The sequence below is a fragment of the uncultured Pseudacidovorax sp. genome (assembly GCF_913773995.1).
Lineage (GTDB): Bacteria > Pseudomonadota > Gammaproteobacteria > Burkholderiales > Burkholderiaceae_C > Xenophilus.
The window spans coordinates 1-23,172 of the sequence record NZ_CAJYES010000176.1; the positions used below are offsets into that span (position 1 = coordinate 1).

Genomic DNA, 23,172 nt, shown 5'->3' on the forward strand with positions numbered 1-23,172 from the left:
GCGAAAGCCGTGGCAAGGTGGCCGTGGATGTGCAGCAACCGACCGACGCCGCCGACGCCACCCCACCCGATCTTGCCCTGATGCTGTCGCAACTCATGCAGAAGGCCGACGGCTCAGGCACCGCGCCTGCCGAGGCCGTGGGGGCGGGCGCCTCGGGTATCGAGGTCCTGGGCGCGCGCAGGCCAGCCGCGCCGGGACCCGACGTCCGAGGGCGTTCCGGGGCGATCGTCGCAGCCGCCGCTGATGCGCCGACTGCGGAGGTGCCGGCTGCTGACCCGACCCTGGCCAACCTGCAGGCCCGACCCGCGGTCGCGCCTGCTGTGGCTCCCCCGCTGCCCGGCGGGCGGCCGGCCACGCTGCCGGTCGTGCAGACGCCCGCGGAAGCGGCCAGCGCGGCTGGTACGGCGACGTGGCAGACCCGCATGCTGGGCCAGGCCTTGGGCGATCACCGGCCGGTGCCGGAAGTGGGGCGCGCGCCGCATCCCGTCGTCACGCCCACCCCGCCGACGACGACGCCGTCGCTCGCCGCACAGGAAGCGCAGGCGCCGTCCCAGGCGGCAGCCCTGCATGCCCCGACCCAGGTCGTCGTTCCGGCAGCCGACGCTGGGTCTGCCCAGCCCGTGCCCAACGCAGCCACGCTGTCGCCCGACTTCGCGTCGGCCTGGCAGCGCGTCGAGCAGCCCGATGACGACGGGCCGTCCGCAGGTTCCGGCGCGACGATTCCGGGCGGCTGGCAGGCGCCTGGTGCTCCCGACCTGGGCGCAACGCTGCCCGTGCTGTCGCCGTCGGCGACAGCCGAGGCAGGCATGGCCTTCAGGGACGCCTCCGAAGCGCTGTTCGACCAGGTCAGCTGGTGGGCGGCGCAGCAGGCGCAGGGCGCGCAGCTCACGGTCGCCGGGCCGGGCGACGCGCCGGTCTCCGTGCAAGTGCGGCTGCAGGGGCAGGAGGCGCAGGTGCTCTTCCAGACCGACGACCGGCAGGCGCGTCAGCTGATCCACCAGTCACTGCCGCAACTCGAACAGATGTTGGCAGGCCAGGGCCTGAGCCTCGGCTCGGCCAGCGTGGGCACGGCACCGGGGCAGGGTGGCGGACAGGGCCTGGGCGCGCAGGCCCAGGCGCAGGGGCAAGGCTCATCCGGCCAGGGTGCCGAACACCGTGACGGGAGGGCTGCGGCGGCGCCCGCCATTCGTGTCGCGTCGGCCGGACAACCGGGCGCACCGGGGCGGGGCGCGCTCGACCTGTTCGTGTAATCCGGGAAGAAGCCGGTTTTCCTGCCTTTGTTCGACGGCTCGGGCCGGGCGGCTGCGCCGAATAATTCTCCCAAGGTCCGGTGCCGGGCCTTTCCAACCCGAGGGGAATGATCCGTGTCCGCCACTGCCGCCGCCGAAGGGGCCGCCAAGCCCAAGAGCAACCTCATCAAGATCATCGTGATCGTCGTGGCCGTGCTCGTCCTCGTGGGCGGCGCCGCGGGCGGGACCTGGTTCTTCATGAAGGGCGGCAGCCACGCGAAGGGCAAGGAAGCGCATGCCGAGGCGACGTCCGGCGATGAAGAAGAAGACGAAGCCCCGGCCGCTGCCAAGCGGCCCGCGCCCGTTTACATGGCACTAGAGAACATGGTGGTCAACCTGGCCGATCCCGGCGGCGACCGCTTTGCCCAGGTCGGCATCACGCTGGAACTGGGCGACGACAAGGTGGGCGACCAAATCAAGCAGCGTCTTCCCGCCGTGCGCAGCAGCATCCTGATGCTCGTGTCGCAGCGCACCGCAGAGGAGCTGCTCAAGCGCGACGGCAAGGACAAGCTGGCCCAGGACATCGTGGTCGAGGTCTCCCGCGTGGTCGGGCTGCGTGCGCCGCGGCCGGTTCGCGCCGAGGGCGAAGGCGACAAGCGGCCCCTCAGCCAGCGCTACAACGGCCCGATCCGCGCCGTGTTGTTCGCTGCCTTCATCGTGCAGTGATCGGACGACGGCGCTGCCCACGGGGACACCGATGAGCGAGGACACCCTTTCAGACCGCCAGCCGGACGATGCCGCACCACCCGGCGTGCTGGAGCTGCTGCCCAGCGATCGCCGCGTGCGCCAGCCGCTACCGATGCTGGATGTCGTCAACGAACGCTTCGTGCGCCACCTGGGCCAGGGGCTGTTCCAGCTTTCACGCCGCAGCGCGCAGCTGAGCACCACGGGCGTGCAGGTGCGGCGCTGGGAAGAGGTCATGGCCGACTACACGGGCGAGATGGCCATGCCTGCCTGCTTCGGCGTCTATGGCCTGCAGCCGCTGCGCGGCAGTGCGCTGGTGGCCTGCGACAGCGGCTTCGTCTCGGCACTGGTCGATGCGCTCTACGGCGGTGGCGGCACCGTCCACACGCCCATCGACCGCGACTTTTCACCGACCGAGCAGCGGGTGATCCAGCGCCTGATGGTGCTGCTGGGCCAGGAATACGCCCGCGCCTGGAAGGACGTCTATCCGCTCGTGCCCAGCTATGTGCGCCATGAGCGCCTGCCGCAGTTCACCGGCGTCGCGACGCCGCAGGACGCGCTGGTGGTGACCACGCTGTCCATCACGCTCGGCACCTACGAGGGCGAGTTGCGCCTGTGCCTGCCCTACGCCGCGCTCGAGCCGATCCGCGACGTCCTCTACGGGCCGCAGCAGGCGACCGCGCTGGCGGAGGACCGCCGCTGGGTCGGCCAGCTGGCGCGCGAGATCCAGGCCGCCGAGGTCACGCTCGTGGCTGAACTGGCCCAGGCGGAACTCAGCGTGGCCGACCTTCTCGCCATGAAGCCCGGCGATTTCATCCACCTCGACCGCCAGCCGATGGTGCTCGCCACCATCGAAGGCGCCCCCGTCTTCGCCTGCCGCTACGGCACGCACAACGACCGCTATGCGCTGCGCATCGAGCAGCACCTCGGCAGCCAAGGAGCCTTCCATGAGCAATGACACCTCTTCCTCTTCCGCCGCCTGGGCCGAGCCGCTGGAGCCGGGCGAGCCCGGCGGCGCCGCGGCTGCGCCCGATGCGGCGGCGATGGCGCAGGACATCCAGCGCGTGCTGGACATTCCCGTGCAGCTGTCGGTGGAGCTGGGCCGCAAGAAGGTGCCGATCAAGCAGGTGCTGCAGATGGGCCAGGGCACCATCGTCGAGCTGGACACGCTGGCCGGCGAGCCCATGGACGTGCTGGTCAACGGCTACCTGGTTGCGCAGGGCGAGGTGGTGGTGGTCAACAACCGCTTCGGCATCCGCCTGACCGATGTGGTGACGCCCTCGGAGCGGCTGCGCCGCGTGCACCGCGCCTGACCCGCTCCCGATTCGCCACCCCAGATCGCCCCGGACGTCCACCGCGTGACTCAGAGTCTGCTCTTCATCGCCCTGTTCATCGCGCTGATCGCGTCGCTGCCCTTCGTGCTGCGCCGCATCCGCGCCCGCCAGCTGCTGGCGCCCGGGGCGGCCGACGCCGCCTCGCGCGTGGTGTCGGCCGTGGCCGTGGGACCGCAGCAGCGCGTGGTCACCGTGGAGGTGGGGCCGGCCCATGCACGGACCTGGCTGGTGCTGGGTGTGACGGCGCAGGCCGTCAACTGCCTGCATACGCTGCCGGCGGCCACGTCCCCGTCGCTGCAGGAGCCCGCCGATGCGTAAGTGGATCGCCGGGCTGGGCCTCGGCCTGGCCCTCGCGCTGCCGGTGCTCGCGCAGCAGTCACCGCCTGCCGGCCAGCTGCCGCTGCTGATCGGGCAGGGCGCTGGCGGCACGAGTTACTCGGTGCCGATCCAGACGCTGCTGTTCTTCACCGCGCTGAGCTTCCTGCCGGCCATCGTGCTGATGATGACGGGCTTCACCCGCATCGTGATCGTGCTGTCGCTGATGCGCCAGGCGCTGGGTACGCAGGCGGCGCCGCCCAATCAGGTGGTCATCGGACTGTCGCTCTTTCTCACGCTGTTCGTCATGGGCCCGACGCTGGACAAGGTCTATGCCGAGGCCTACGAGCCCTACAGCCGCAACGCCATCGCCATCGACGAGGCGCTCTCGCGCGCCGAACAGCCGATGCGCCAGTTCATGCTCAAGCAGACGCGCCAGTCGGACTTCGCGCTGTTCGCGCGGCTGGCCAAGCTGCCGTCGGATGCCACGGCCGAGACCGCGCCGATGCGCGTGCTGATCCCGGCCTTCGCCACCAGCGAGCTGAAGTCGGCCTTCCAGATCGGCTTCATGATCTTCATCCCCTTCCTGGTGATCGACATCGTGGTGTCCAGCGTGCTGATGTCGCTGGGCATGATGATGCTGTCGCCCGTACTGGTGGCGCTGCCCTTCAAGCTGATGCTGTTCGTGCTGGCGGACGGCTGGAACCTGCTGCTCGGTTCGCTGGCCGCCAGCTTCGTCACCTGACCTGCGAAACGAGGAACGATTCATGAATGCCCAGATGGTGCTCACCACCGGCCAGGATGCGCTGCTCATGCTGCTGATGGTGTCCGCGCCGGTGCTGCTCACGGTGCTGGCCGTCGGCCTGCTGGTGAGCATCTTTCAGGCCGTCACCCAGATCAGCGAAGCCACGCTGGCCTTCGTGCCCAAGCTGGTCGCGGCGGTGGCCGTCTTCGCCATCGCCGGGCCGTGGATGCTGACGATGCTGGTGGACTACATCCGCCGCATCATCGAGTCGCTGCCCAGCGTGGTCTCCTGATGCGTCGATGAACGCAGGCGTGCCACGGGGCGGCCCGCCCCGGCGTGCGCGACGAGCATGCTGACCTTCACCGAAGCCCAGCTCACCGCCTGGCTGACCCCCATCCTGTGGCCCTTTCTGCGGGTGCTGGGCCTGTTCACGACCGCGCCGGTCTTTTCCTCGCGGGCCATTCCGGTGCGCGCGCGCCTGGGCCTGGCCTTCATGGTGGCGCTGTCGGCGCAGGCCGTGCTGCCCGCAGTGCCGCTGATCGCGGTGGACAGCCCGCTGGCCCTGGGGGCGGTGGCGCAGCAGGTCGGCATCGGGCTGGCGATCGGCTTTGCGGCGCGTCTCATCCTGGCTGCGGTCGAGCTGGCGGGTGAACTGGTCGGCCTTCAGATGGGGCTGAACTACGCCAGCTTCTTCGACCCCATCAGCAATGCGCAGGCCAGCGGCGTATCGCGCTTCTTCGGCACGCTGGCCACGCTGCTCTTCGTCGTCATCAACGGCCACCTGGCCGTGCTGATGGCGGTCATCAAGAGCTTCGAGGTCTTTCCCATCGGCGGCGGATTGATGGACGCGCTGATGCGCGTGCGGGTGCATGAGCTGGGCGCGGAGCTCTTTGCCAGCGCGCTGTGGATCGCGATGCCGATGGTGGGGCTGCTGCTGTTCGTCAACCTGATGCTCGGCATCATTTCGCGCGTGGCGCCGCAGATGAACATCTATGCCATCGGCTTCCCGGTCACGCTGACGGCGGGCATGGCGGCCATCGCGTGGGTTCTGCCGATGCTGGAGTCGCCCCTGGTGTCCCTGATCGACCGGATGCTGGCCGGCTTTGCGGGCGGGCGCTAGCGTCGGTGCGGGTGAGACCGCGCGATGAAGGAGTGGGGGAGAAAAGAAGAAGGTGACGAGCCTTACCCCCGGCACTGGCTACGCAGTTAGGGCTGCTTGGTTCCCCACCTGACCCGGTTGGCCGCTTGACCATGCGGGGAGGCCCGTCGAGGTAGATCATAACCCACGCGTGCAAGCCATCCCGGGGCGGCGGGCCTTCCCGGGGCCAATGGCACCGCCTCTTAGAATCGACCGGATGTCCTACCTCGTGCTCGCCCGCAAATACCGTCCTCGCAATTTTGGCGAGATGGTGGGCCAGGAGCATGTGGTGCAGGCCTTGAGCAATGCGCTCACGCAGCAGCGGCTGCACCATGCCTACCTGTTCACCGGCACGCGTGGCGTGGGCAAGACCACGGTCTCGCGCATCCTCGCCAAGTCGCTCAATTGCCAGGGTCCGGACGGGCAGGGCGGCATCACCGCCACGCCTTGTGGCGTGTGCCAGGCCTGCACCGACATCGACGCCGGCCGTTTTGTCGACTACACAGAGCTCGATGCGGCTTCCAACCGCGGCGTGGACGAGGTCCAGGGCCTGCTGGAGCAGGCGGTCTACAAGCCGGTCCAGGGGCGCTTCAAGGTCTTCATGATCGACGAAGTGCACATGCTGACGAACACCGCCTTCAACGCGATGCTCAAGACGCTGGAGGAGCCGCCCGAGTACCTCAAGTTCGTGCTGGCCACCACCGATCCGCAGAAGGTGCCGGTGACCGTGCTCAGCCGCTGCCTGCAGTTCAACCTGCGGCCGATGGCGCCCGAGACGGTGCTGGACCACCTGACGCGTGTCCTGGGCGCCGAGCAGATCGAGTCCGAGCCAGGGGCGCTGCGCCTGCTGTCGCGTGCGGCGCGCGGCTCCATGCGCGATGCGCTGTCCCTCACCGACCAGGCCATCGCCTATGGCAACGGCAGCCTGGCCGAGGCGGGCGTGAGGCAGATGCTGGGCAGCGCCGATCGCGGCCACGTGCATGCCCTGATCGACGCCCTTGCGCGTGGCGATGGCGGCACGGTGGTCGAGACGGTCGAGGCCATGCGCGTGGCAGGCCTGGCCGCTGCGTCCACGCTGGAAGAGATGACCGCCGTTCTGCAGGCCATGGCCGTGTTGCAGGCGGTGCCGTCCCGCGCCGCAGCCGTCGACACGGGCGATCCGGATGCTGCCGAGGTGGCGCGGCTCGCGGCCTCAATGCCGCCCGACGAGACGCAACTGCTCTACAGCATCTGCCTGCACGGCCGGGCCGAACTGGGCCTGGCGCCCGACGAGTACGCCGGGCTCATCATGGTCTTGCTGCGCTTGCTGGCCTTCAAGCCTTCGGGCGGGGCTGAAAAAAAAAGTCCGCTGAACGCTGAAGCGCGGCCCGCGGCGGCTGCGCCGCGACCGGCGTCGGCCGCTGCACCTTCTCAGGCACCCGCCCCGGCACCTTCACGCACCTCTTCTGTGGGAGGAGCGCCCGCGCCCAGCGACGCGGGCACTGGGCGCGCATCATCGACGGCGCCTGTTCCGGTCGAGCCCGTGGCTGCCCGGCCCAATTCCGATATGTCCGTGCCGCGGCCTGGGGCGGCAGTCATTGCCGGCGAACCCGCTGTGGTCGATGCTGCCGTGGGCGCAGCACCTGCGCGACCGCCTGTTCCCCGCCGCGCCGATGCCGCCCCGCCCGACGCCGCCCATCCCGTGCAGCGCCTGCCCGTCGTCGACATGCCGGCGCGCAGCCCCGCACCGCCTGCGCGTGCATGGGCGCCCGCGTCCGCGGACGCCGATGTCGACACCCCTGTCGTCGCCGTCCCGCTGCGTGTGCAGCCGCCCCCTGGCGCGCGCGAGACGCCGCGCGAGTCCGCCGCCGGGCGTATCCGTCCCAGCGAAGAAGGCGACTTCTGGCACCAGACGGTGATGGCTCTCGTGGCCGCCGAGGCGATCAATGCCCTGGCACGCGAGCTGGCGCTGCAGTCGCAACTCGTGGCGCGCGACGTCGACCAGTGGCTGTTGCGCGTGGAACGCGAAACCCTCAACCAGGGCGCCAGCCGCGAGCGGCTGCAGAATGCGCTGGCCGGCGCTGGCCATGCCGTGCGGCTGGTCATCGAGGTCGGCGCCGTGGTCGACAGCCCGGCGCTGCGCAACAAGGCGGCTGCCGAGGCCCGGCAACTCGCGGCCGAGCAAGCCATCATGGGCGATCCCGATGTGCAGGCGCTCATGCGCCAGTGGGACGCCCGCATCGTGCCCGGCTCGCTAAAGCCGGCCTGATTCCGTTCATCGTCAACCTCATCTCCAGACCTAGGAAGGAACCCGCCCCATGTTCAACAAAGGACAACTCGCCGGCCTGATGAAACAGGCCCAGGCCATGCAGGACAACCTCAAGAAGGCCCAGGAAGAGCTGGCCCACATCGAGGTCGAAGGCGAATCCGGCGCCGGCCTGGTCAAGGTCGTCATGACCTGCAAGCACGACGTCAAGCGCGTGACCATCGACCCCAGCCTGCTGGCCGACGACAAGGACATGCTCGAAGACCTGGTGGCCGCCGCCTTCAATGCCGCGGTGCGCAAGGCCGAGGAAACCAGCGAGCAGAAGATGGGCAAGATCACGGCCGGCATGCCGGGCCTGCCCGGGGGCATGAAGTTCCCGTTCTGAGCCTCGCGCCCGCCGCCGCACGATGTCCGACGCCCATTCGCTCGACACGCTGATCGAGGCGCTGCGGCGCCTGCCGGGCGTGGGCGCCAAGTCGGCCTCGCGCATGGCCTTCCATCTGCTGCAGCATGACCGCAACGGCGCCCAGGTGCTGTCCCGCGCGCTGCAGGACGCGGTGCTGCAGGTGCACCACTGCAGCCGCTGCAACACCTTCACCGAGGCCGAGCTGTGCGAGGTCTGCCGTGACCCGCAGCGCGACGCGAGCAAGCTGGCCGTGGTGGAGACGCCTGCCGACCAGGCGGCGCTGGAGCGCACCGGCGCCTTCCGTGGCTACTACTTCGTGCTGATGGGGCGTCTGAGCCCCCTCGACGGCGTGGGGCCGCGCGACATCGGGCTGCATCAGCTCGTGGCGCGGGCCACCGATGGCCACGTGAGCGAGGTGATCGTCGCCACCAACTTCACCGCCGAAGGCGAAGCGACCGCGCATGTGATCGCCGAGTCGCTGCGCAGCCGCGGCCTGGCCGTCACGCGGCTGGCCCGGGGCGTGCCCGCGGGCAGCGAACTCGAATACGTCGACCTGGGCACCATCGCGCACGCGCTGGTCGACCGTCGTTGAGCAACAAGACATGAATGCGAGCCACCTGACGCTGGCCTACTGGTGCGTACTGGTCGCGGCGCTGCTGCCCTACCTGACGGCCTATATCGCCAAGGCCGGCGCCTTCGCCCGCCGCGACAACGATGCGCCGCGCGAATGGGCCGGCCAGCTGGAGGGGTGGCGTGCCCGCGCCATGGCGGCCCATGCCAATGGCTTCGAAAGCCTGCCCTTCTTCATCGGTGCCGTCGTCATCGCCCACCAGTACGGTGCGGCGCAGGCGCGGCTCGATGCGCTCGCCATCGCCTACGTGCTGCTGCGCGTGGTGTTCGTCTCGCTCTACATCCGTGGCCGCAGCACCATGCGCAGCGCCGTGTTCGCGATGGCGCTGCTGGTCAACATCGCCATCCTCTTCGTCGGTCGCTGAGCCGAAGCAGCCGCGTGCGGCCCGGCCTGTAAGGCGTTCGCGTTCCGTGGAAACCCATGTGGGGATGGTCCGGATGCTCCTTGCTGCTGCCCGCTCCTAAGCTCGTGGCAACCCATGCCCGGGATGTCCTGGCGCGCACGGTCTCCTCGATGCCGCGAGGGGTGCGCTGCGCAAGGCGCCACGGGCCCGTCAGAGAGGAACCACCGCCGCCATGCTCCACCGCCGCGCCTTCTGCGCCGCGGCCGCCGCGGGTGCCGCGCTGGCCATCGCGCCTGGCGTGCGCACCCAGCCTCGGCTCGAAAAGAACCGCATCGTCATTGCCGTTGCGGGCAAGGCGTCGTTCCATCACCTGCCCTTGACCCTGTCGGAGCAGCTTGGCTACTTCCGCGCCGAGGGCCTGGATGCGGAGGTGGTGGACCACACCTCGGACGCGCGGGCACTGCAGGCGCTTCTGGGCGGCTCGGCCGACATCTGTGCCGGTACTTTCGAGCACACGCTCAACCTGCAGTCGGGTGGGCAGTTCCTTCCCTGTTTCGTGCTGCAGGGCCGCGCGCCGCAGCTGGCCATGGGCGCTTCAACCAAGGGCTTTGCGGCCTATCAGACGGTGTCCGATCTGCGCGGACGCCGCATCGGCGTGTCGGCCGTGGGTTCGGCGGCGCACGTGATGGCCACCGTCGTGGCGGTCCGTGGCGGCTTGCGTGCCGCGGACGTCCAGTACGTGGGCGTAGGGTCGTCGGCGGGTGCGCTTTCGGCGCTGCGTACCGGCCAGGTCGATGTCATGAGCAACACCGAGCCGGTGATGACGATGCTGGAGCAGAAGGGGGATGTGCGGCTGATCGCCGACTGCCGCACCCTGCGCGGGACTGCAGAGGTGTTTGGCGGCGCGATGCCTTCGGCCTGTCTCTACACGTCAGAGGAGTTTCTGAAGCGCGCGCCCAACACGGCGCAGGCCGTGGCCAATGCGGTGGTGCACAGCCTGAAGTGGCTGCAGACGGCGGGGCCGGGCGACATCATCAAGGCGATCCCGGAAAGCCATCTGCTGGGCGACCGGGCGCTGTACCTTGCAGCCTTCGACAAGGCGCGCGAGTCCATCTCACTGGATGGACTGGTCCCACCCGACGGGCCGCGCACGGTGTTGAATGCCTTGACGATCTTCGATGCCGGGATCAGGCCTGAGCGGATCGAACTCGACAGGCTCTACACCAACGGGTTCGCCCAGCGCGCGAAGGAGCGCTACAAGGCTTGAGGAGCGCTCCCGGTCGGCGACGTCTGCGCAGCACGGCGCCTCGAACCGGGCGTCGCCGGCAGCGTTCAGCGCTTCTTCTTGGCGGGCGAGCCGCCGCGCTGCGATGGCGTCACTGCCTTCTTCGAGCTTGCCGCGGTGCTGCGTGTGGCCGCTCGCGGTGCCGGGCGGGTGGAGACGGGTGTGACGGCGGCACGGGCGACGCCGCCGCCGCGCTTGCTGGTGACCACGGCATGCTTGGCGCCGCTGCCCACGTTTTCGGCGGCCGCTGCCCGCACGGGCAGGTACACGACGACCTGGAAGCCGCGCTTGAAGCGGTGGCTCGCCGCCACGTCGTTCCACTGCGCCACGCGCGCGGGATTGAGCTTGTAGCGGTTGGCGATGCTGGTGACGCTGTCGTTGCGGCCGGCCTTGACCACGGTTCGGCGGGTGACGATCTCGGGTTCGAAGCTCAGGTGGCCCGTCTCGGCCACCACGGCGGCCACGTCTTCCTTCACGCGGGCCGTGCGGGGCACGATCAGCGTGGAGCCCGACTTGATCAGCATGCGCGGCGGGATGTTGTTCATCGCACGCAGGTCGGCTTCGCTCATGCCTGCGCGCTGGGCGGCGTCGGCCACGGTCATGGTCGAGGGCACCGTCCATGCGGTCCAGCTGGCGTACTGGCCCTGGCTGTAGGCCTGGAAGTTGCGTTTGAAGACGGCGGCGTTGTCCCAGGGCAGCAGGATGGGCGTGCCGCTGGCAGCCAACAGTACGGGCTTGTGGGCCGCCGGGTTGAGGGCGCGGAAGTCCTCCAGGCGCACGTCGGCGAGCTTGGCGGCCAGTTCCACGTCGAGATCGCGCGTGAGCTCGACCGTCTGGAAGTAGGGGTGGTTGGCGATGAACGGCAGGTCGACGCCGAACTGCTGCGGGTTGGCGACGATGTTCTTCACCGCCTGCAGCTTGGGCACGTAGTACCGCGTTTCGTCGGGCATCTTCAGGTCGGCATAGCCCGTGGGAAGACCGGCCTTCTGGTTGCGTGCGATGGCGCGCCCTACGTTGCCCTCGCCCCAGTTGTAGGCGGCCAGCGCCAGCTGCCAGTCGCCGAACATGGTGTAGAGGCGCTGCAGGTAATCGAGGGCGGCGCGCGTGGAGGCGACCACGTCGCGCCGGTCGTCGCGGAACAGGTTCTGCTTGAGGTCGTAGTCGTTGCCGGTGGCCGGCATGAACTGCCACATGCCGGTGGCCCGGGCACTGGAGACGGCCTGCGGGTTGAAGGCGCTCTCGATGTAGGGCAGCAGTGCCAGTTCGGTCGGCATGCCGCGCCGCTCGAGCTCTTCGACGATGTGGAAGATGTACTTGCTGGAGCGCTCCGTCATCCGCTGGATGTAGTCGGGCCGGCTGGCGTACCACTGCTCGCGGTCACGCACCAGGTCGCCGTCCAGATCGGGCATCTTGAAGCCGCGGCGGATGCGGTCCCACATGTCGACGGGCGGCGCGAGGGTGACCACGCTGTGGCCGGTCCATTCCTGGCTGCCGGGAACCAGCGGCGTGAGTCGGCCCGCGGGGTAGACCGGCGCTGCGGAGGGCGAGGAGGCCGCCGCGGCGGCCTGGATGGCCTTGGAGTCCGGTGGCGTGCTGGCGCAGCCGGCCAGGAACAGCGAGGCAGCCACCATGGCGGCGGCAAGAATTCTCTTCATCGGAAGTCGTTTTTCCATTGGCGCAGCGCAGCGAAGACCGCCACCTCGTCGTCGGGCCGCACGCCGGGGGCGTGTGCCTGGACTGCGGCGATGACCGTGTCTTCGCGCGAGCGCAGAAAAGGGTTGGTGCGGCGCTCCGTTGCCAATTGGGCTGGCAGGGTGGGGCGCCCCTGGGCGCGCAGCGCCTGGCAGTGGCGCTCGTGGTCGATCAGCGCGGCGTTGCCGGGTTCCACCGCGAGGGCGAAGCGCAGGTTGGAGAGGGTGTACTCATGCGCGCAGCACACCTGGGTGTCGTCGGGCATGGCGGCCAGCGCATCGAGCGAGGCCAGCATCTGCGCCGGCGTGCCCTCGAACAGGCGACCGCAACCGCCCGAGAAGAGGGTATCGCCGCAGAAGAGCAGCGGATGGGAAAGGGGAGCGGGTGGCTCGCGCAGCACGTAGGCGATATGCCCCGCGGTGTGGCCTGGCACGTCGATGACATCGAAACGAAGCCCGAGCGCCTGCGCATGGTCGCCGGCGCGCATCGGCGTGAAGGGCTGGGGGATGTTTTCAGTGGCGGGACCGAAGACCTGAGCACCGGTGGCCTCGCGCAACGCGGCCACGCCGCCCGTGTGATCGCCGTGATGGTGTGTGACTAGAATCGCCGCCAGTTCAAGCCCGGGCTCCCGGGCCAAGGCGTCGAACACCGGTCCGGCGTCGCCTGGATCCACCACGGCGGCCTGCGCGCCAATCTGGAGCATCCAGATGTAGTTGTCGGCGAAAGCAGGCAACGGAACAAGGGTCATGACCGATCAAATTATAAAGTTGGGCGATTGGTTGAAGACCCCGCCCGGCCGCCTGCTGCAGGCCTGGGAGGCGTCGCAGTTCGACGAGGCGGTGGTCGACATCTTCGGTTATCACGCACTGCAGCTGGGCTGTGCAGAGATCGACACGCTGCGCACCAACCGCATGCCGCATCGCTGGCTCGCCGGCGGTCCGGAGGAGCCGGTCCCGGCGTCTGCCGGCCTGCTGACGGATTTTTCGGCCTTGCCCTTCGGTGCCAACAGCCTGGATCTCGTCACGCTGCCCCACACGCTGGAACTCGCTGCCGACCCGCACACCACGCTGCGCGAGGTGGAACGGGTGCTGGTGCCCGAAGGCCGAGTGATCGTCTGCGGGCTGAACCCGGCGAGTCTCTGGGGTCTGCGGCAACGCCGGGCCCGACTGTACCGGCATCTGGGCGGCGGCGAACTTTATTTGCCGGGCCCCTCCGAACTCATCAACTACTGGCGTCTGCGCGACTGGCTACGGCTGCTCGGCTTCGAGGTCGAGTCCGGCCGCTTCGGCCTGTACCGACCGGCCGCGCGCGGCGAAGCCTGGCTGCAGCGCTACCGCTGGATGGACGATCTGGGCGAGCGCTGGTGGCCCATCTTCGGCGCCGTCTATTTCATCGTGGCGGTCAAGCGTGTGCGTGGCATGCGTCTGCTGCCAGCCGACTGGAAGCGGCGCCCCGCGCTCGCCTCGGCGCCCCGGCCCATCGCAGGGCGGACGTCCCGCATTCGAAAGAAACACAACCCTTGAACGAAGTCACGATTTACACCGACGGCGCCTGCAAGGGCAACCCCGGGCCTGGCGGCTGGGGCGCCTGGCTCAAGTCCGGTACCTACGAAAAAGAACTCTTCGGGGGCGAACTGGACACCACCAACAACCGCATGGAACTGACGGCGGTGATCGAGGCGCTGGCCGCGCTCAAGCGTCCCTGCCGCGTGGTGTTGTTTCTGGACAGTCAGTACGTGCGCCAAGGCATCACGTCCTGGATCCGTGGCTGGAAGGCCAAGGGCTGGCGTACGTCCACCGGCCAGCCGGTGAAGAACGTGGAGCTGTGGAAGCGGCTGGATCAACTTGTCGCGGACGGCGGCCATCAGATCGAATGGCGCTGGGTGAAGGGCCACTCCGGTGACGTCGGCAACGAGAAGGCCGATGCGCTGGCCAACCGCGGCGTGCTGCACGCGCAAGGGCGGGCCTGAGCGTCAGCCAGGCTGGTCGGTCAGCCGAGCGCGTCGAGCAACAGAACGTCCACCTCGTCGCCCGGCTGTACGCTGCCCTGGTCATGGTGCAGCACCACGAGCGCATTGGCGGCGACCATGGCGCTCAGCACGGCTGAACTCTGGTTGGCAGCCACGTCCACCACCGGCAGATCGCCGGGCACGGGCTGCAGCAGCGCGCGCTGGTACTCGGTGCGCCCGGGGCGCTTGCGCAGGGCCTGGCGGGTGCGGGCGCGCAGCAGGGGCGGCAGGCGGGCGACTGCCGGCCCGCAGCCTGCCATCTGCAGCAACGCCTGCCGCCCGAATATCAGAAAACTGACCATCGCCGCCACCGGATTGCCGGGCAGGCCGAGGAAGAGCGCGGCGTGCCCGCCCGCGCCCTGGAGCAGCCCGGCGGCCAGCGGCCGGCCGGGCCGCATCGCCACGTGCCAGAAGCCCAGTTCCCCGGCCTGCGCCAGGGCGGCGCGGGTGTGGTCGGCCTCGCCGACGCTGACACCGCCGGAGCTCAGCACCAGGTCGGCCTGATGCGCGGCGCTGGTGAAGAGCGCTGCCAGCACGCCAGGGTCGTCCGGCACCGGACCCAGGTCGACCAGCTCCGCGCCGAGTTGGCGCACCAGCGTCGAGAGCGTGGCCCGGTTGCTGTCGTAGATGGCGCCGGGGCGCGGCGGCTGCCCCGGCTGCAGCAGTTCGTCCCCGGTGGAAACCACCGCCACGCGCAGCCGCCGGTATACGCCCACATGGGTTTGGCCCAGGCTGGCGAGCAGGCCGAGCGCGGCGGCGCCCAGCCGCTCGCCGCGCGCCAGCGCGAGGCCGCCGGCCTGCAGGTCTTCGCCGGCCTGGCGGCGGTTGGCGCCGGCGACGACAGCATGAGGTGCGAAGCGAAGCGTGGTGTCGTCTGCCTCGCACAGTTCCTGCGGCACCACGGTGTCGGCGCCATCGGGCATCACGGCGCCCGTCATGATGCGCACCGCCTCGCCAGGCGCCACGGTGCCGGCCCAGGCGGCGCCGGCGCGGGCCTTGCCGACGATGCGTAAATGGAGGGGCTCGTCGGCGCCCTGCTGCAACGCCGAACTGGCGAAGGCGTAGCCATCCATCGCAGCGTTGTCATGCGGCGGCACCGACACGGGCGAGTGCACGTCTTGTCCGAGCACCCGGCCTAGCGCCCGGTCCAGGGCAATGTTCTCTGCGGGCAGCACAGGGCGACAGCGCGCGATCAGTGCGTCGATGCGGCGATGCACCTCGTCCACATGCAGATCGGAGGCGTGGGCAGGTGGCAGGCAGGCGGGAGGGGAAGTCATGTCGGCAGTCACGCGCCGCAGGGCGGGAGCACAAGTATCGGCGGGCTGGCTGTTCTTGCGCCGGCCCGGCGTTCTTGCCGGCGCCCGCCACTGAGGGAGACGCGGTGCGCCGACTGTCAGTCCCGCGTTTCGACGGCGGCCAGTTCGTCCAGCGTGTTGATGTTGGCGAAGGCCCGCGCGTCGTCGGGCTGCGTGAAAGGCACGACCAGAACATTCTGCTGCCGCGCCCAGCCCATGACCCGGCGCTCGCCACTCGCGAGCCAGGCTTCGAGCGAAGGGTTCAGGCGTGTCTGCACGAGGCAGAACACAGGCTGTGGACGCAAAGCGCCGGGCTGGGACGGATCGGCGGTGGCCGGAATGGCCAAGGACGCGCCGGCAACCTCGATCGCACACATCAGCCGCGTGGCCAGGTCATGGGGGAAGGCCGGCACGTCGCAGGGCACGGTGAGCAGCCAGTCGCTGTCCGCCTGCGCCATCGCGGCCAACAGCCCGGCCAGCGGCCCGGCGAAACCCGCCACGCCGTCGGACACGACGGGCACCCCGAACTCCGCATAGCGCGGCAGATGACGGTTGGCACTGACCAGGCAGCGTTCCACTTGGGACCGCAGTCGATTCAGCGCGTTCAGGGCGAGCGGCTGGCCGCGATAGTTCTGCAGCCCTTTGTCCAATCCACCCATGCGGCGGCCCATGCCGCCGGACAGCACGGCGCCGGTGATCCCCGCCTGCCGCCCCGCCCCGCCGACGATTGGCGGCCCGCCGGCTTCGCCAGGCACCGGAACGGGACTCCCGCTCATCCGCCGATGTAGCTCATCTCGACCCGGCGCGCGGCGGGCGCGTCGGTCGCATCCTGCGGTTGGAGTGCGCGCAGTTCCGAATACCGGTCGCCGCGCGCGCGCCAGATGCCGCGGATGGCGCTGGCCAAGTCTTCGTCCGACGCGCCGCCGCGCAGCAGTGATTTGAGGTCGTGCCCCTGCGAAGCGAAAAGGCAGAGGTACACGCGGCCTTCGGTGGACAGGCGCAGCCTGCTGCACTGGCTGCAGAAGGCGCGGGTGACGCTGCTGATCACGCCGATTTCTCCGCGGCCGTCGGCGTACGCCCAGCGCTGCGCCGTCTCGCCGGGCGCCGTGGCCTCCAGCGGGCGCAGCGGCAACTCGGCACCGATGCGTGCCACCACCTCGGCAGAGGGCATCACCTCGTCCATCCGCCAGCCGTTGGTGGCGCCCACGTCCATGTATTCGATGAAGCGCAGAACGACGTCGCCGCCATGTCGCTCACGGAAGTGCCGCGCCATGGGCAGGATCTCCTGCTCGTTGGTGCCGCGCTTAACCACCATGTTGACCTTGATCGGACCCAGCCCTGCCTCGCGTGCGGCATCGATGCCGTCCAGCACGTCTGCCACGGGGAAGTCCATGTCGTTCATGCGGCGGAAGATCGTGTCGTCCAACGCGTCGAGGCTGACCGTCACGCGTTGCAGGCCGGCGGCCTTGAGTGCTTGCGCCTTGCGGGCCAGCAGCGACCCGTTGGTGGTGAGCGTCAGATCCAGCGAGGCGCCGTCGGGCGTTCGCAGTGCAGCGAGTTGTTCGATGAGGTGTTCGATGTTCTTGCGCAGCAGCGGTTCGCCCCCCGTCAGGCGGATCTTGCGCACGCCCTGGTCGACGAACACACGCGCCAGACGCGTGATCTCCTCGAAGCTGAGCAGCGCGGAATGCGGGAGGTAGACGTGGTTCTTGTCGAACACCTCCTTGGGCATGCAGTAGCTGCAGCGGAAGTTGCAGCGGTCGGTCACGCTGATGCGCAGGTCGGTCAAGGGGCGACCACGCCGGTCCTGCAACACGCCTTTCTGCGCCGCTTCTCCATCGTTCGGCACGGGCAAGGGCGCATCGCGGCGCTGGTCGACGAGGGGGATCACGCGAAAGGCCATGGAGGTGTCTGGAGCGGCGCCCCGCAAGGGCACACGTCGGTGGGCATTGCAGTTTATCGACGGGGTGCATTCCGCCGCAGCGTGGGGTCTGCCCTTGCGGGACAACCCGGGGATGGATGCCGACATGGTTCTGCGCGGGCGGCGCCGGACCACCGGCGCCTCCGCGTTCGCCGGTAGTCGGACCGGTGTCCGGACTACATGGGCGTGCCCGACGCGATGGTTCGCTTTCAGCGCTCCAGCGCTCCAGCGCTCCAGCGCTCCAGCGTCGGCAGGGGGGCCGCCGTCGCCGTGCCGGAGCGACGCCATCACCGCAAGGATCGAGCATGAACGACACTGAAACCGCTTCCTGGCCTGTCACCCGTCGGCATCCGCGCACTGCGCGACGCTGGCTGGGCTTGGCGATCGTAGGGTTGGGAGTGCTGGTGCTGGCGGGACAGTTCTGGTCGTTGGTGGCCAGCAGCGAGGTGGTGGGTCAGGCCCTATTGGGTGGATCGGTCGCTGCGCTGGCGACGGCGCTGGGCACACTGCCGGTGCTGTTTTCGCAGCGTCTGTCGGAGCGGGTGCAGGACACGCTCTTCGGCTTCGGGGCGGGTGTCATGCTGGCAGCCTGTGCCTTCTCGCTGATCCTGCCCGGGCTGGATGTGGCCAAGGAGCAGGCCCTGTTCGGCGGCGGGCGCTGGTCCGCGGGTGGGGTGATCGGCGCCGCCATCCTGCTGGGCGCGGCGGCCCTGATGGCCATGGAAAAGCTGTTGCCTCACGAACACTTCATCAAAGGTCGCGAAGGACGCGACACCGATGCCATGCGCACGTTGCGGCGCACCTGGCTGTTCGTGATCGCCATCGCCCTGCACAATCTGCCAGAAGGCCTGGCCATCGGCGTCGGCTACGCCGGCAATGACGGACTGCGTGCCAATGCGCTGGCCACGGGCATTGCGATTCAGGACGTGCCCGAGGGGCTGGTGGTGGCGGTGGCCCTGCTGGCCGCCGGCTATGGGCGCGGTATCGCCGTCGCGCTGGGCATGGCGTCCGGCCTGGTCGAGCCGCTGGGCGCTGTGCTCGGCGCTGCAGTCGTCGAGCATTCGGCCCTGTTGCTGCCCTGGGGGCTGGGCTTCGCAGCCGGAGCAATGCTCTTCGTCATCAGCCACGAAATCATCCCTGAGTCCCACCGCAAGGGCCATGAGGCCTTCGCGACGGGTGGGCTGATGGTCGGTTTCGTCCTGATGATGTTGCTGGACACGGCGCTCGGTTGAGCGCCGTGCACGGCCGGCATCAGCCGTGGCGGATGGCGACCGTCTTCATCGTGGTGAAGCCGTACAGCGCCTCGAAGCCTTTTTCGCGGCCGTAGCCGGAAGACTTCACTCCACCGAAGGGCAGTTCCACCCCGCCGCCTGCGCCGTAGTTGTTGATGAATACCTGACCGCTGCGCAGCCGCTTGGCCATCCGGAACTGCCGCGAGCCATCGCGCGTCCACACGCCGGCCACGAGGCCGAACTCGGTGGCATTGGCCAAGCGCACGGCGTCGTCCTCGCCGTCGAAACGCATGGCGGCCAGCACTGGGCCGAAGACCTCTTCCTGGGCGATGCGGTGGTCCACCGGCACGTCGCGCAGCAGCGTCGGCGCCTGGTAGAAGCCGGACTCAGGCGCCTCGTCGACGATCTGGCCCTGGGCCACCATCGGGATGCCGGCCGTCTGGGCGTCCGAGAGGAAATCCCAGACGCGCTGCTGCTGGCTCTGGCGGATCAGCGGACCGAGGTCCAGGTCCATGGCTGCGGGCCCGACCCGCAGCTTCTCGAAGGCCGCGCCCAGGCGGTCGAGCAAGGATTCGTAGATGCTGCCTTCGATCAGCACGCGCGAACCGGCCGAGCAGGTCTGGCCCGAGTTCTGCACGATGGCATTGATCAGCACCGGGATGGCGGCGTCCAGGTCAGCGTCGGCAAAGACGATCTGCGGGCTCTTGCCGCCAAGCTCTAGGGTGACCGGGCAGTGGCGCTCGGCGGCCACCTGTTGGATCAGCGTCCCCACGCGCGGACTGCCGGTGAAGCTGATGTGGTCGATGCCGGGATGGCGCGCCAGTGCGTCGCCCACCTCATGGCCGTAGCCGGTCACGATGTTGATGGCGCCCGCGGGAAAACCTACTTCGGCGGCCAATTGCGCCACGCGGATGAGCGACAGGCAGGCGTCTTCGGCCGGCTTGACCACGCAGCAGTTGCCCGCGGCCAGCGCGCCACCGACGCTTCGCCCGAAAATCTGCATGGGGTAATTCCAGGGGATCACATGGCCGGTCACGCCATGCGGCTCGCGCCAGGTCATGACGCTGTAGCCGTCCAGGTACGGAATGGTTTCGCCGTGGAACTTGTCGCATGCGCCGGCATAGAACTCGAAGTAGCGCGCCAAGGCCAGCGCATCGGCGCGTGCCTGCTTGGTCGGCTTGCCGCAGTCACGTTGCTCCAGCGCCGTGAGCTCGTCGGCGTGTTCCGCCACCTTCAGCGACAGGCGGTACAGCAGTCGGCCGCGGTCGGCGGCCGAAAGGCGAGCCCAGGCGCCCTCGTAGCAGGCGCGCGCGGCCTGCACGGCGGCGTCGATGTCGCGCGCGTCGCTGCGCTGCAGTTCGTCGAAGGCCTGGCCGTCGGAGGGGTCGAGGACCGGAATCACGCGGCCGCTGAGGGATGCGGCATGCTCGTTGGCGATGAAATTCAGTTGCATGCCCCCATTGTGGGGGAGGCGTCGCCATTGCGTCGGCGGGGATAATGTCCCCCGTCAAAACAGGTATCCGGAAATCGCCGAAAATAACGACATGCCGTGCATGTACTCCCCACTTCTCTCTGCCGTCCGCGGCGTGTTCGTTCAACAGGGAGGCGCTCATGGCCAGCTCTGATGTCAAGACGACCATGGACGAGGCTGGGCTGCGCTACAAGTCCAAGACCCCGGGCTCGCCCTTCAAGGCATCCTCGTCCTTCAGCGGCGCCACGATGTCCTGCTTCCTTTGCGGCAAGCACCGCCCGCGTTCGCTGATGCAGACCAAGCGCGTTCTGGGCAAGGCCCAGCCGGTTTGTGCGCCTTCCTGCAAGGAACTGGAGGCCACGCTCAAGGGCGGCGGCTGAGCCTTCCAGGGAGCGCCTCACGTGGGCGCTTTCAAGCCTGGACGGGTGCGTGCTCCGGGTTTGCTGAAGGCGGGCCATCCCGCCTTCGTCGTTTGCCGAGGGTCAGTATGCCCCGACGGGGGTATAGCTCTCCCGATGGTCGACCAGCCACTGCCGCGCGAGTGATCCGTCTTGCTCGGAGGGATGGAAAGCTGGGCGGAAGTACGCACGCCACGCGCGCACGTTGCTGGTCAGCAAGCCCTCGCGGCTGAACAGCGTCTGCCAGGCCTGATGCCAGGTTGAACGCTTCCACAGCTGTTTTTCATGGCGCAGATTGATCAGCGTCTGGCGCAGCAGATCCGTCAGGAAGAGCAGGGTGACGCGCCGCATCCACCGCCGCCGCCACTTTTCGGAGCCCTCTACTGCGCGATAGAGGTCGAAGGCGGTGCATTTGTGCTCGGACTCTTCAGCCGCATGCCACATCCACATTGTCCGCAGCCGGGGCTCGACGCCCTCCAGGGTCTGAGGGTGGCGTAGCAGCCAGTCCGCGAAGATGGCGGTGAAGTGCTCGGTCGCAGCAGTGATCGCAAGGGCGTGCCGAGGATCCTGGCCTTCGAGCAGTGCCATGCGCTGCTTCATGCGCGGCGTCCAGCAATCTTCGAGGCCCTGGCGCGTGAGTTGCCCATTGAACAGGGCGTGGATGCGCCGGTGCGTGGCCTCCTGGCCGATGAAGCCGCGCACTTCGGCCTGCCAGCGCTCTTGCGCATCCGGCGCCAGCATCGGCAGCGCGCCCCTCACGGCGTCGATGAAGAACTGCTCCCCAAACGGAAAGCTCATCGACAGCGCGTTGAAGAAGGCGGTCTGGAAGGCATTGCCCGCACACCACTGGCGCTCGAACGGGGCTTCGAGGTCGATCAGCAGTCGTCGAATCACAAGTTGGCTCATGGCGTGCTCTGCAGAGTTGGTACCGTTGCGTACCGGAATCATCCTTCAATGGGTCGGTACGATCAAGTACCAGTGCGGCCACGTTGTGAGGCTTTGTACGATCCTGCCCCGGTCGCGTTCACAGGCCTTCGCATCGCATGAGTACCTCCACTGCACCCCAAGAGAAGATCGCCGAGGCCGGTCATCGCGAGCGTCTGCTGCAAGGCATGGCCCGTGCGCTGGCGGCGCGCGGGTACGCCCAGACCTCCATCGCCGACATCGTGCGGGAGGCCGCGGTGTCGCGCCGGACTTTCTACGAGCACTTTGCGGGCAAGACCGAGTGCCTGCTGGCGTTGTACGAAGCAGCCAGCGGTGCGGCGCTGAAGGTGCTGGTCGAATCGGTCGATCGCTCCAGACCCTGGCAGATCCAGGTGGACGGCGCGGTGCGCGCCTATCTGGAGTGCCTGGCTTCCGATCCCGTCCTGCTGCGCACGCTGTTCGTGGAGATACTGGGCTTGGGCCTGGAGGGCCTCGCAGTCCGGCGCCGGGTGCACAGGGCCATCGCCGATTTCATCTGCGCGGCGGTGCCTGATGCGCAGGGCCAGCCGCTCGACCGCCAGATGGCCATGACGGTCGTGGGCGGCATCCATGAACTCGTGCTTCTGGCGGTGGAGGAGGGGCGGGAGGCCGACCTCAACACACTGGTGGGGCCCGCCACGCACCTGGTGCGCGCCGTCGCGCAACGCTGATGGTCAGCGCGGTGTCACCGGTACCGGGACGGAGAGGGTCCGCTGCGCCTGGGCGATCTGCCCGACGTTGGACGCGCCGTGGCCGGCGGCGCGCGGAGGCTGGGGCGCGTGGAACTGCACCACCAGCGGCACGATGAGCAGCGCCACGATGTTGATGATCTTGATCAGCGGATTGACCGCCGGACCGGCCGTGTCCTTGTAGGGATCGCCCACCGTGTCGCCCGTGACGGCGGCCTTGTGGGTTTCGCTGCCCTTGCCGCCGAAATGGCCGTCTTCGATGTATTTCTTGGCGTTGTCCCAGGCGCCGCCGCCGGTGCACATCGAGATCGCCACGAACAGGCCGGTGACGATGGTGCCCATCAGGAGGCCACCCAGTGCCTTCGGCCCCAGCACCAGGCCGACCAGGATGGGCACCAGCACGGGCAACAGTGACGGAATCATCATCTCCTTGATGGCGGCGCCGGTGAGCATGCCGACCGCCTTGCCGTACTCGGGCTTGCCGGTGCCGTCCATGATGCCGGGAATGGTACGGAACTGACGGCGCACTTCCTCGACCACCGCACCGGCTGCGCGCCCCACGGCTTCCATGGCCATGGCGCCGAAGAGGTAGGGAATCAGGCCGCCGATGAACAGCCCCACGATGACCAGCGGATCGGACAGGTTGAAGCTGATGGCCTGGCCATAGCTCTCCAGCTTGTGCGTGTAGTCGGCAAAAAGCACCAGCGCTGCCAGCCCCGCCGAGCCGATGGCGTAGCCCTTGGTCACCGCCTTGGTGGTGTTACCGACCGCATCCAGCGGGTCGGTCACGTCGCGCACGGCCGAGGGTAGTTCCGCCATCTCCGCGATGCCCCCGGCGTTGTCGGTGATGGGGCCATAGGCGTCGAGTGCGACGACGATGCCCGCCATCGACAGCATCGACGTCGCGGCCACGGCCACGCCGTAGAGCCCCGCCAGCGTGTAGGCGGCAATGATCGCGGCGCAGACGAAGAGTACGGGCCAGGCGGTCGAGCGCATCGACACCCCAAGGCCGGCAATGATGTTGGTGCCGTGGCCCGTCGTCGAGGCCTGCGCCACATGCTGCACCGGCTTGTACTGCGTGCCCGTGT

The 23,172-nt window shown here is 68.9% G+C and carries 26 protein-coding genes and 1 other RNA gene; 18 read left to right on the forward strand and 9 right to left on the reverse strand.

All coding sequences use genetic code 11. The features are described 5' to 3' along the window. The 8 genes from QZ772_RS16010 to fliR all read left to right on the forward strand — a co-directional run. On the forward strand, positions 1-1,250 hold a 1,250-nt coding region (locus QZ772_RS16010; protein WP_295528267.1), incomplete at its 5' end, for a flagellar hook-length control protein FliK. 114 nt (positions 1,251-1,364) lie between these two features. After that, complete coding sequence (locus QZ772_RS16015) at positions 1,365-1,955, forward strand: flagellar basal body-associated FliL family protein (RefSeq protein ID WP_295528270.1); 591 nt, start codon at positions 1,365-1,367, stop codon at positions 1,953-1,955. Positions 1,956-1,986: 31 nt separating this feature from the next. Then, entirely contained in the window at positions 1,987-2,931 is a 945-nt protein-coding gene (gene fliM / locus QZ772_RS16020) for a flagellar motor switch protein FliM (RefSeq protein ID WP_295528274.1), read from the forward strand. Beyond that, positions 2,921-3,286 (forward strand): flagellar motor switch protein FliN, encoded by a 366-nt coding sequence (gene fliN / locus QZ772_RS16025; RefSeq protein ID WP_295528277.1) that lies wholly within the window; start codon positions 2,921-2,923, stop codon positions 3,284-3,286. Before fliM ends, fliN begins: the two co-directional genes overlap by 11 nt. Before the next feature lie 45 nt (positions 3,287-3,331). Further along, positions 3,332-3,625 (forward strand): flagellar biosynthetic protein FliO, encoded by a 294-nt coding sequence (locus QZ772_RS16030; protein ID WP_295528280.1) that lies wholly within the window; start codon positions 3,332-3,334, stop codon positions 3,623-3,625. Next, the gene (gene fliP / locus QZ772_RS16035; RefSeq protein WP_295528283.1) at positions 3,618-4,367 is read left to right on the forward strand and encodes a flagellar type III secretion system pore protein FliP; all 750 of its coding nucleotides are present in this window, start codon (positions 3,618-3,620) and stop codon (positions 4,365-4,367) included. Before QZ772_RS16030 ends, fliP begins: the two co-directional genes overlap by 8 nt. A 22-nt stretch (positions 4,368-4,389) precedes the next feature. Continuing rightward, positions 4,390-4,659 (forward strand): flagellar biosynthesis protein FliQ, encoded by a 270-nt coding sequence (gene fliQ / locus QZ772_RS16040; RefSeq protein WP_295528286.1) that lies wholly within the window; start codon positions 4,390-4,392, stop codon positions 4,657-4,659. Between the two features lie 57 nt (positions 4,660-4,716). Beyond that, positions 4,717-5,487, forward strand: a complete 771-nt coding sequence (gene fliR / locus QZ772_RS16045) for a flagellar biosynthetic protein FliR (RefSeq protein WP_295528289.1) — start codon at positions 4,717-4,719, stop codon at positions 5,485-5,487. Between the two features lie 51 nt (positions 5,488-5,538). Here fliR and ffs read toward each other — a convergent pair. Further along, an RNA gene (ffs, locus tag QZ772_RS16050) (signal recognition particle sRNA small type) lies at positions 5,539-5,635 on the reverse strand. Positions 5,636-5,722: 87 nt separating this feature from the next. Between ffs and dnaX the strand changes: the two genes are divergently transcribed. The 5 genes from dnaX to QZ772_RS16075 all read left to right on the forward strand — a co-directional run bounded on the left by dnaX (position 5,723) and on the right by QZ772_RS16075 (position 10,397). Next, positions 5,723-7,753 carry a DNA polymerase III subunit gamma/tau gene (dnaX, locus tag QZ772_RS16055; RefSeq protein WP_295528292.1) on the forward strand — a complete coding sequence of 677 codons (2,031 nt, stop codon included), beginning with the start codon at positions 5,723-5,725 and terminating at the stop codon, positions 7,751-7,753. 49 nt (positions 7,754-7,802) lie between these two features. Beyond that, positions 7,803-8,135 (forward strand): YbaB/EbfC family nucleoid-associated protein, encoded by a 333-nt coding sequence (locus QZ772_RS16060; RefSeq protein ID WP_017759408.1) that lies wholly within the window; start codon positions 7,803-7,805, stop codon positions 8,133-8,135. Between the two features lie 22 nt (positions 8,136-8,157). After that, positions 8,158-8,748: a recombination mediator RecR gene (gene recR, locus QZ772_RS16065; RefSeq protein ID WP_295528295.1), complete on the forward strand. Its 591-nt coding sequence runs from the start codon at positions 8,158-8,160 to the stop codon at positions 8,746-8,748. Between the two features lie 10 nt (positions 8,749-8,758). After that, positions 8,759-9,151, forward strand: a complete 393-nt coding sequence (locus QZ772_RS16070) for an MAPEG family protein (RefSeq protein WP_295528298.1) — start codon at positions 8,759-8,761, stop codon at positions 9,149-9,151. 211 nt (positions 9,152-9,362) lie between these two features. Next, positions 9,363-10,397: an ABC transporter substrate-binding protein gene (locus QZ772_RS16075; RefSeq protein ID WP_295528301.1), complete on the forward strand. Its 1,035-nt coding sequence runs from the start codon at positions 9,363-9,365 to the stop codon at positions 10,395-10,397. A 65-nt stretch (positions 10,398-10,462) separates the two neighbouring features. Here the strand turns inward: QZ772_RS16075 and QZ772_RS16080 are convergent, their stop codons facing one another. Both QZ772_RS16080 and gloB read right to left on the reverse strand, forming a co-directional pair. Then, positions 10,463-12,070 (reverse strand): transglycosylase SLT domain-containing protein, encoded by a 1,608-nt coding sequence (locus QZ772_RS16080; protein ID WP_295528303.1) that lies wholly within the window; start codon positions 12,068-12,070, stop codon positions 10,463-10,465. Then, a complete protein-coding gene (gene gloB, locus QZ772_RS16085; RefSeq protein ID WP_295528305.1) occupies positions 12,067-12,855 on the reverse strand; it encodes a hydroxyacylglutathione hydrolase in 789 nt (262 codons plus the stop codon). The genes QZ772_RS16080 and gloB overlap by 4 nt, the downstream gene beginning before the upstream one ends. Between gloB and QZ772_RS16090 the strand changes: the two genes are divergently transcribed. Continuing rightward, positions 12,854-13,630 carry a methyltransferase domain-containing protein gene (locus QZ772_RS16090; protein ID WP_295528307.1) on the forward strand — a complete coding sequence of 259 codons (777 nt, stop codon included), beginning with the start codon at positions 12,854-12,856 and terminating at the stop codon, positions 13,628-13,630. The genes gloB and QZ772_RS16090 overlap by 2 nt on opposite strands. After that, a complete protein-coding gene (gene rnhA, locus QZ772_RS16095; protein ID WP_295528309.1) occupies positions 13,627-14,076 on the forward strand; it encodes a ribonuclease HI in 450 nt (149 codons plus the stop codon). The genes QZ772_RS16090 and rnhA overlap by 4 nt, the downstream gene beginning before the upstream one ends. Before the next feature lie 20 nt (positions 14,077-14,096). On the opposite strand, the gene glp is transcribed toward rnhA, so the two are convergent. The 3 genes from glp to moaA form a co-directional block, all read right to left on the reverse strand. Continuing rightward, positions 14,097-15,392 (reverse strand): gephyrin-like molybdotransferase Glp, encoded by a 1,296-nt coding sequence (gene glp / locus QZ772_RS16100; protein ID WP_295528311.1) that lies wholly within the window; start codon positions 15,390-15,392, stop codon positions 14,097-14,099. A 116-nt stretch (positions 15,393-15,508) separates the two neighbouring features. Next, complete coding sequence (mobA, locus tag QZ772_RS16105) at positions 15,509-16,186, reverse strand: molybdenum cofactor guanylyltransferase MobA (protein ID WP_295528313.1); 678 nt, start codon at positions 16,184-16,186, stop codon at positions 15,509-15,511. Then, complete coding sequence (gene moaA, locus QZ772_RS16110; RefSeq protein WP_295528315.1) at positions 16,183-17,313, reverse strand: GTP 3',8-cyclase MoaA; 1,131 nt, start codon at positions 17,311-17,313, stop codon at positions 16,183-16,185. Before moaA ends, mobA begins: the two co-directional genes overlap by 4 nt. Before the next feature lie 323 nt (positions 17,314-17,636). Here moaA and QZ772_RS16115 point away from each other — a divergent pair, with 323 nt between their 5' ends. Continuing rightward, on the forward strand, positions 17,637-18,563 hold the full coding sequence (locus QZ772_RS16115; protein ID WP_295528317.1) for a ZIP family metal transporter: 927 nt from the start codon (positions 17,637-17,639) through the stop codon (positions 18,561-18,563). A gap of 19 nt (positions 18,564-18,582) precedes the next feature. On the opposite strand, the gene QZ772_RS16120 is transcribed toward QZ772_RS16115, so the two are convergent. Beyond that, positions 18,583-20,016 (reverse strand): aldehyde dehydrogenase family protein, encoded by a 1,434-nt coding sequence (locus tag QZ772_RS16120; RefSeq protein WP_295528319.1) that lies wholly within the window; start codon positions 20,014-20,016, stop codon positions 18,583-18,585. A gap of 158 nt (positions 20,017-20,174) precedes the next feature. Here QZ772_RS16120 and QZ772_RS16125 point away from each other — a divergent pair, with 158 nt between their 5' ends. Beyond that, entirely contained in the window at positions 20,175-20,414 is a 240-nt protein-coding gene (locus QZ772_RS16125) for a hypothetical protein (RefSeq protein WP_017757288.1), read from the forward strand. Positions 20,415-20,516: 102 nt separating this feature from the next. Here the strand turns inward: QZ772_RS16125 and QZ772_RS16130 are convergent, their stop codons facing one another. Further along, on the reverse strand, positions 20,517-21,338 hold the full coding sequence (locus QZ772_RS16130; RefSeq protein WP_295528321.1) for a metal-dependent hydrolase: 822 nt from the start codon (positions 21,336-21,338) through the stop codon (positions 20,517-20,519). 137 nt (positions 21,339-21,475) lie between these two features. On the opposite strand from QZ772_RS16130, the gene QZ772_RS16135 reads away from it, so the two are divergent. After that, entirely contained in the window at positions 21,476-22,066 is a 591-nt protein-coding gene (locus tag QZ772_RS16135; protein WP_295528323.1) for a TetR/AcrR family transcriptional regulator, read from the forward strand. 3 nt (positions 22,067-22,069) lie between these two features. Here the strand turns inward: QZ772_RS16135 and QZ772_RS16140 are convergent. Beyond that, a partial coding sequence (locus tag QZ772_RS16140) for a sodium/proton-translocating pyrophosphatase (protein ID WP_295528325.1) occupies positions 22,070-23,172 on the reverse strand: 1,103 nt, incomplete at its 5' end.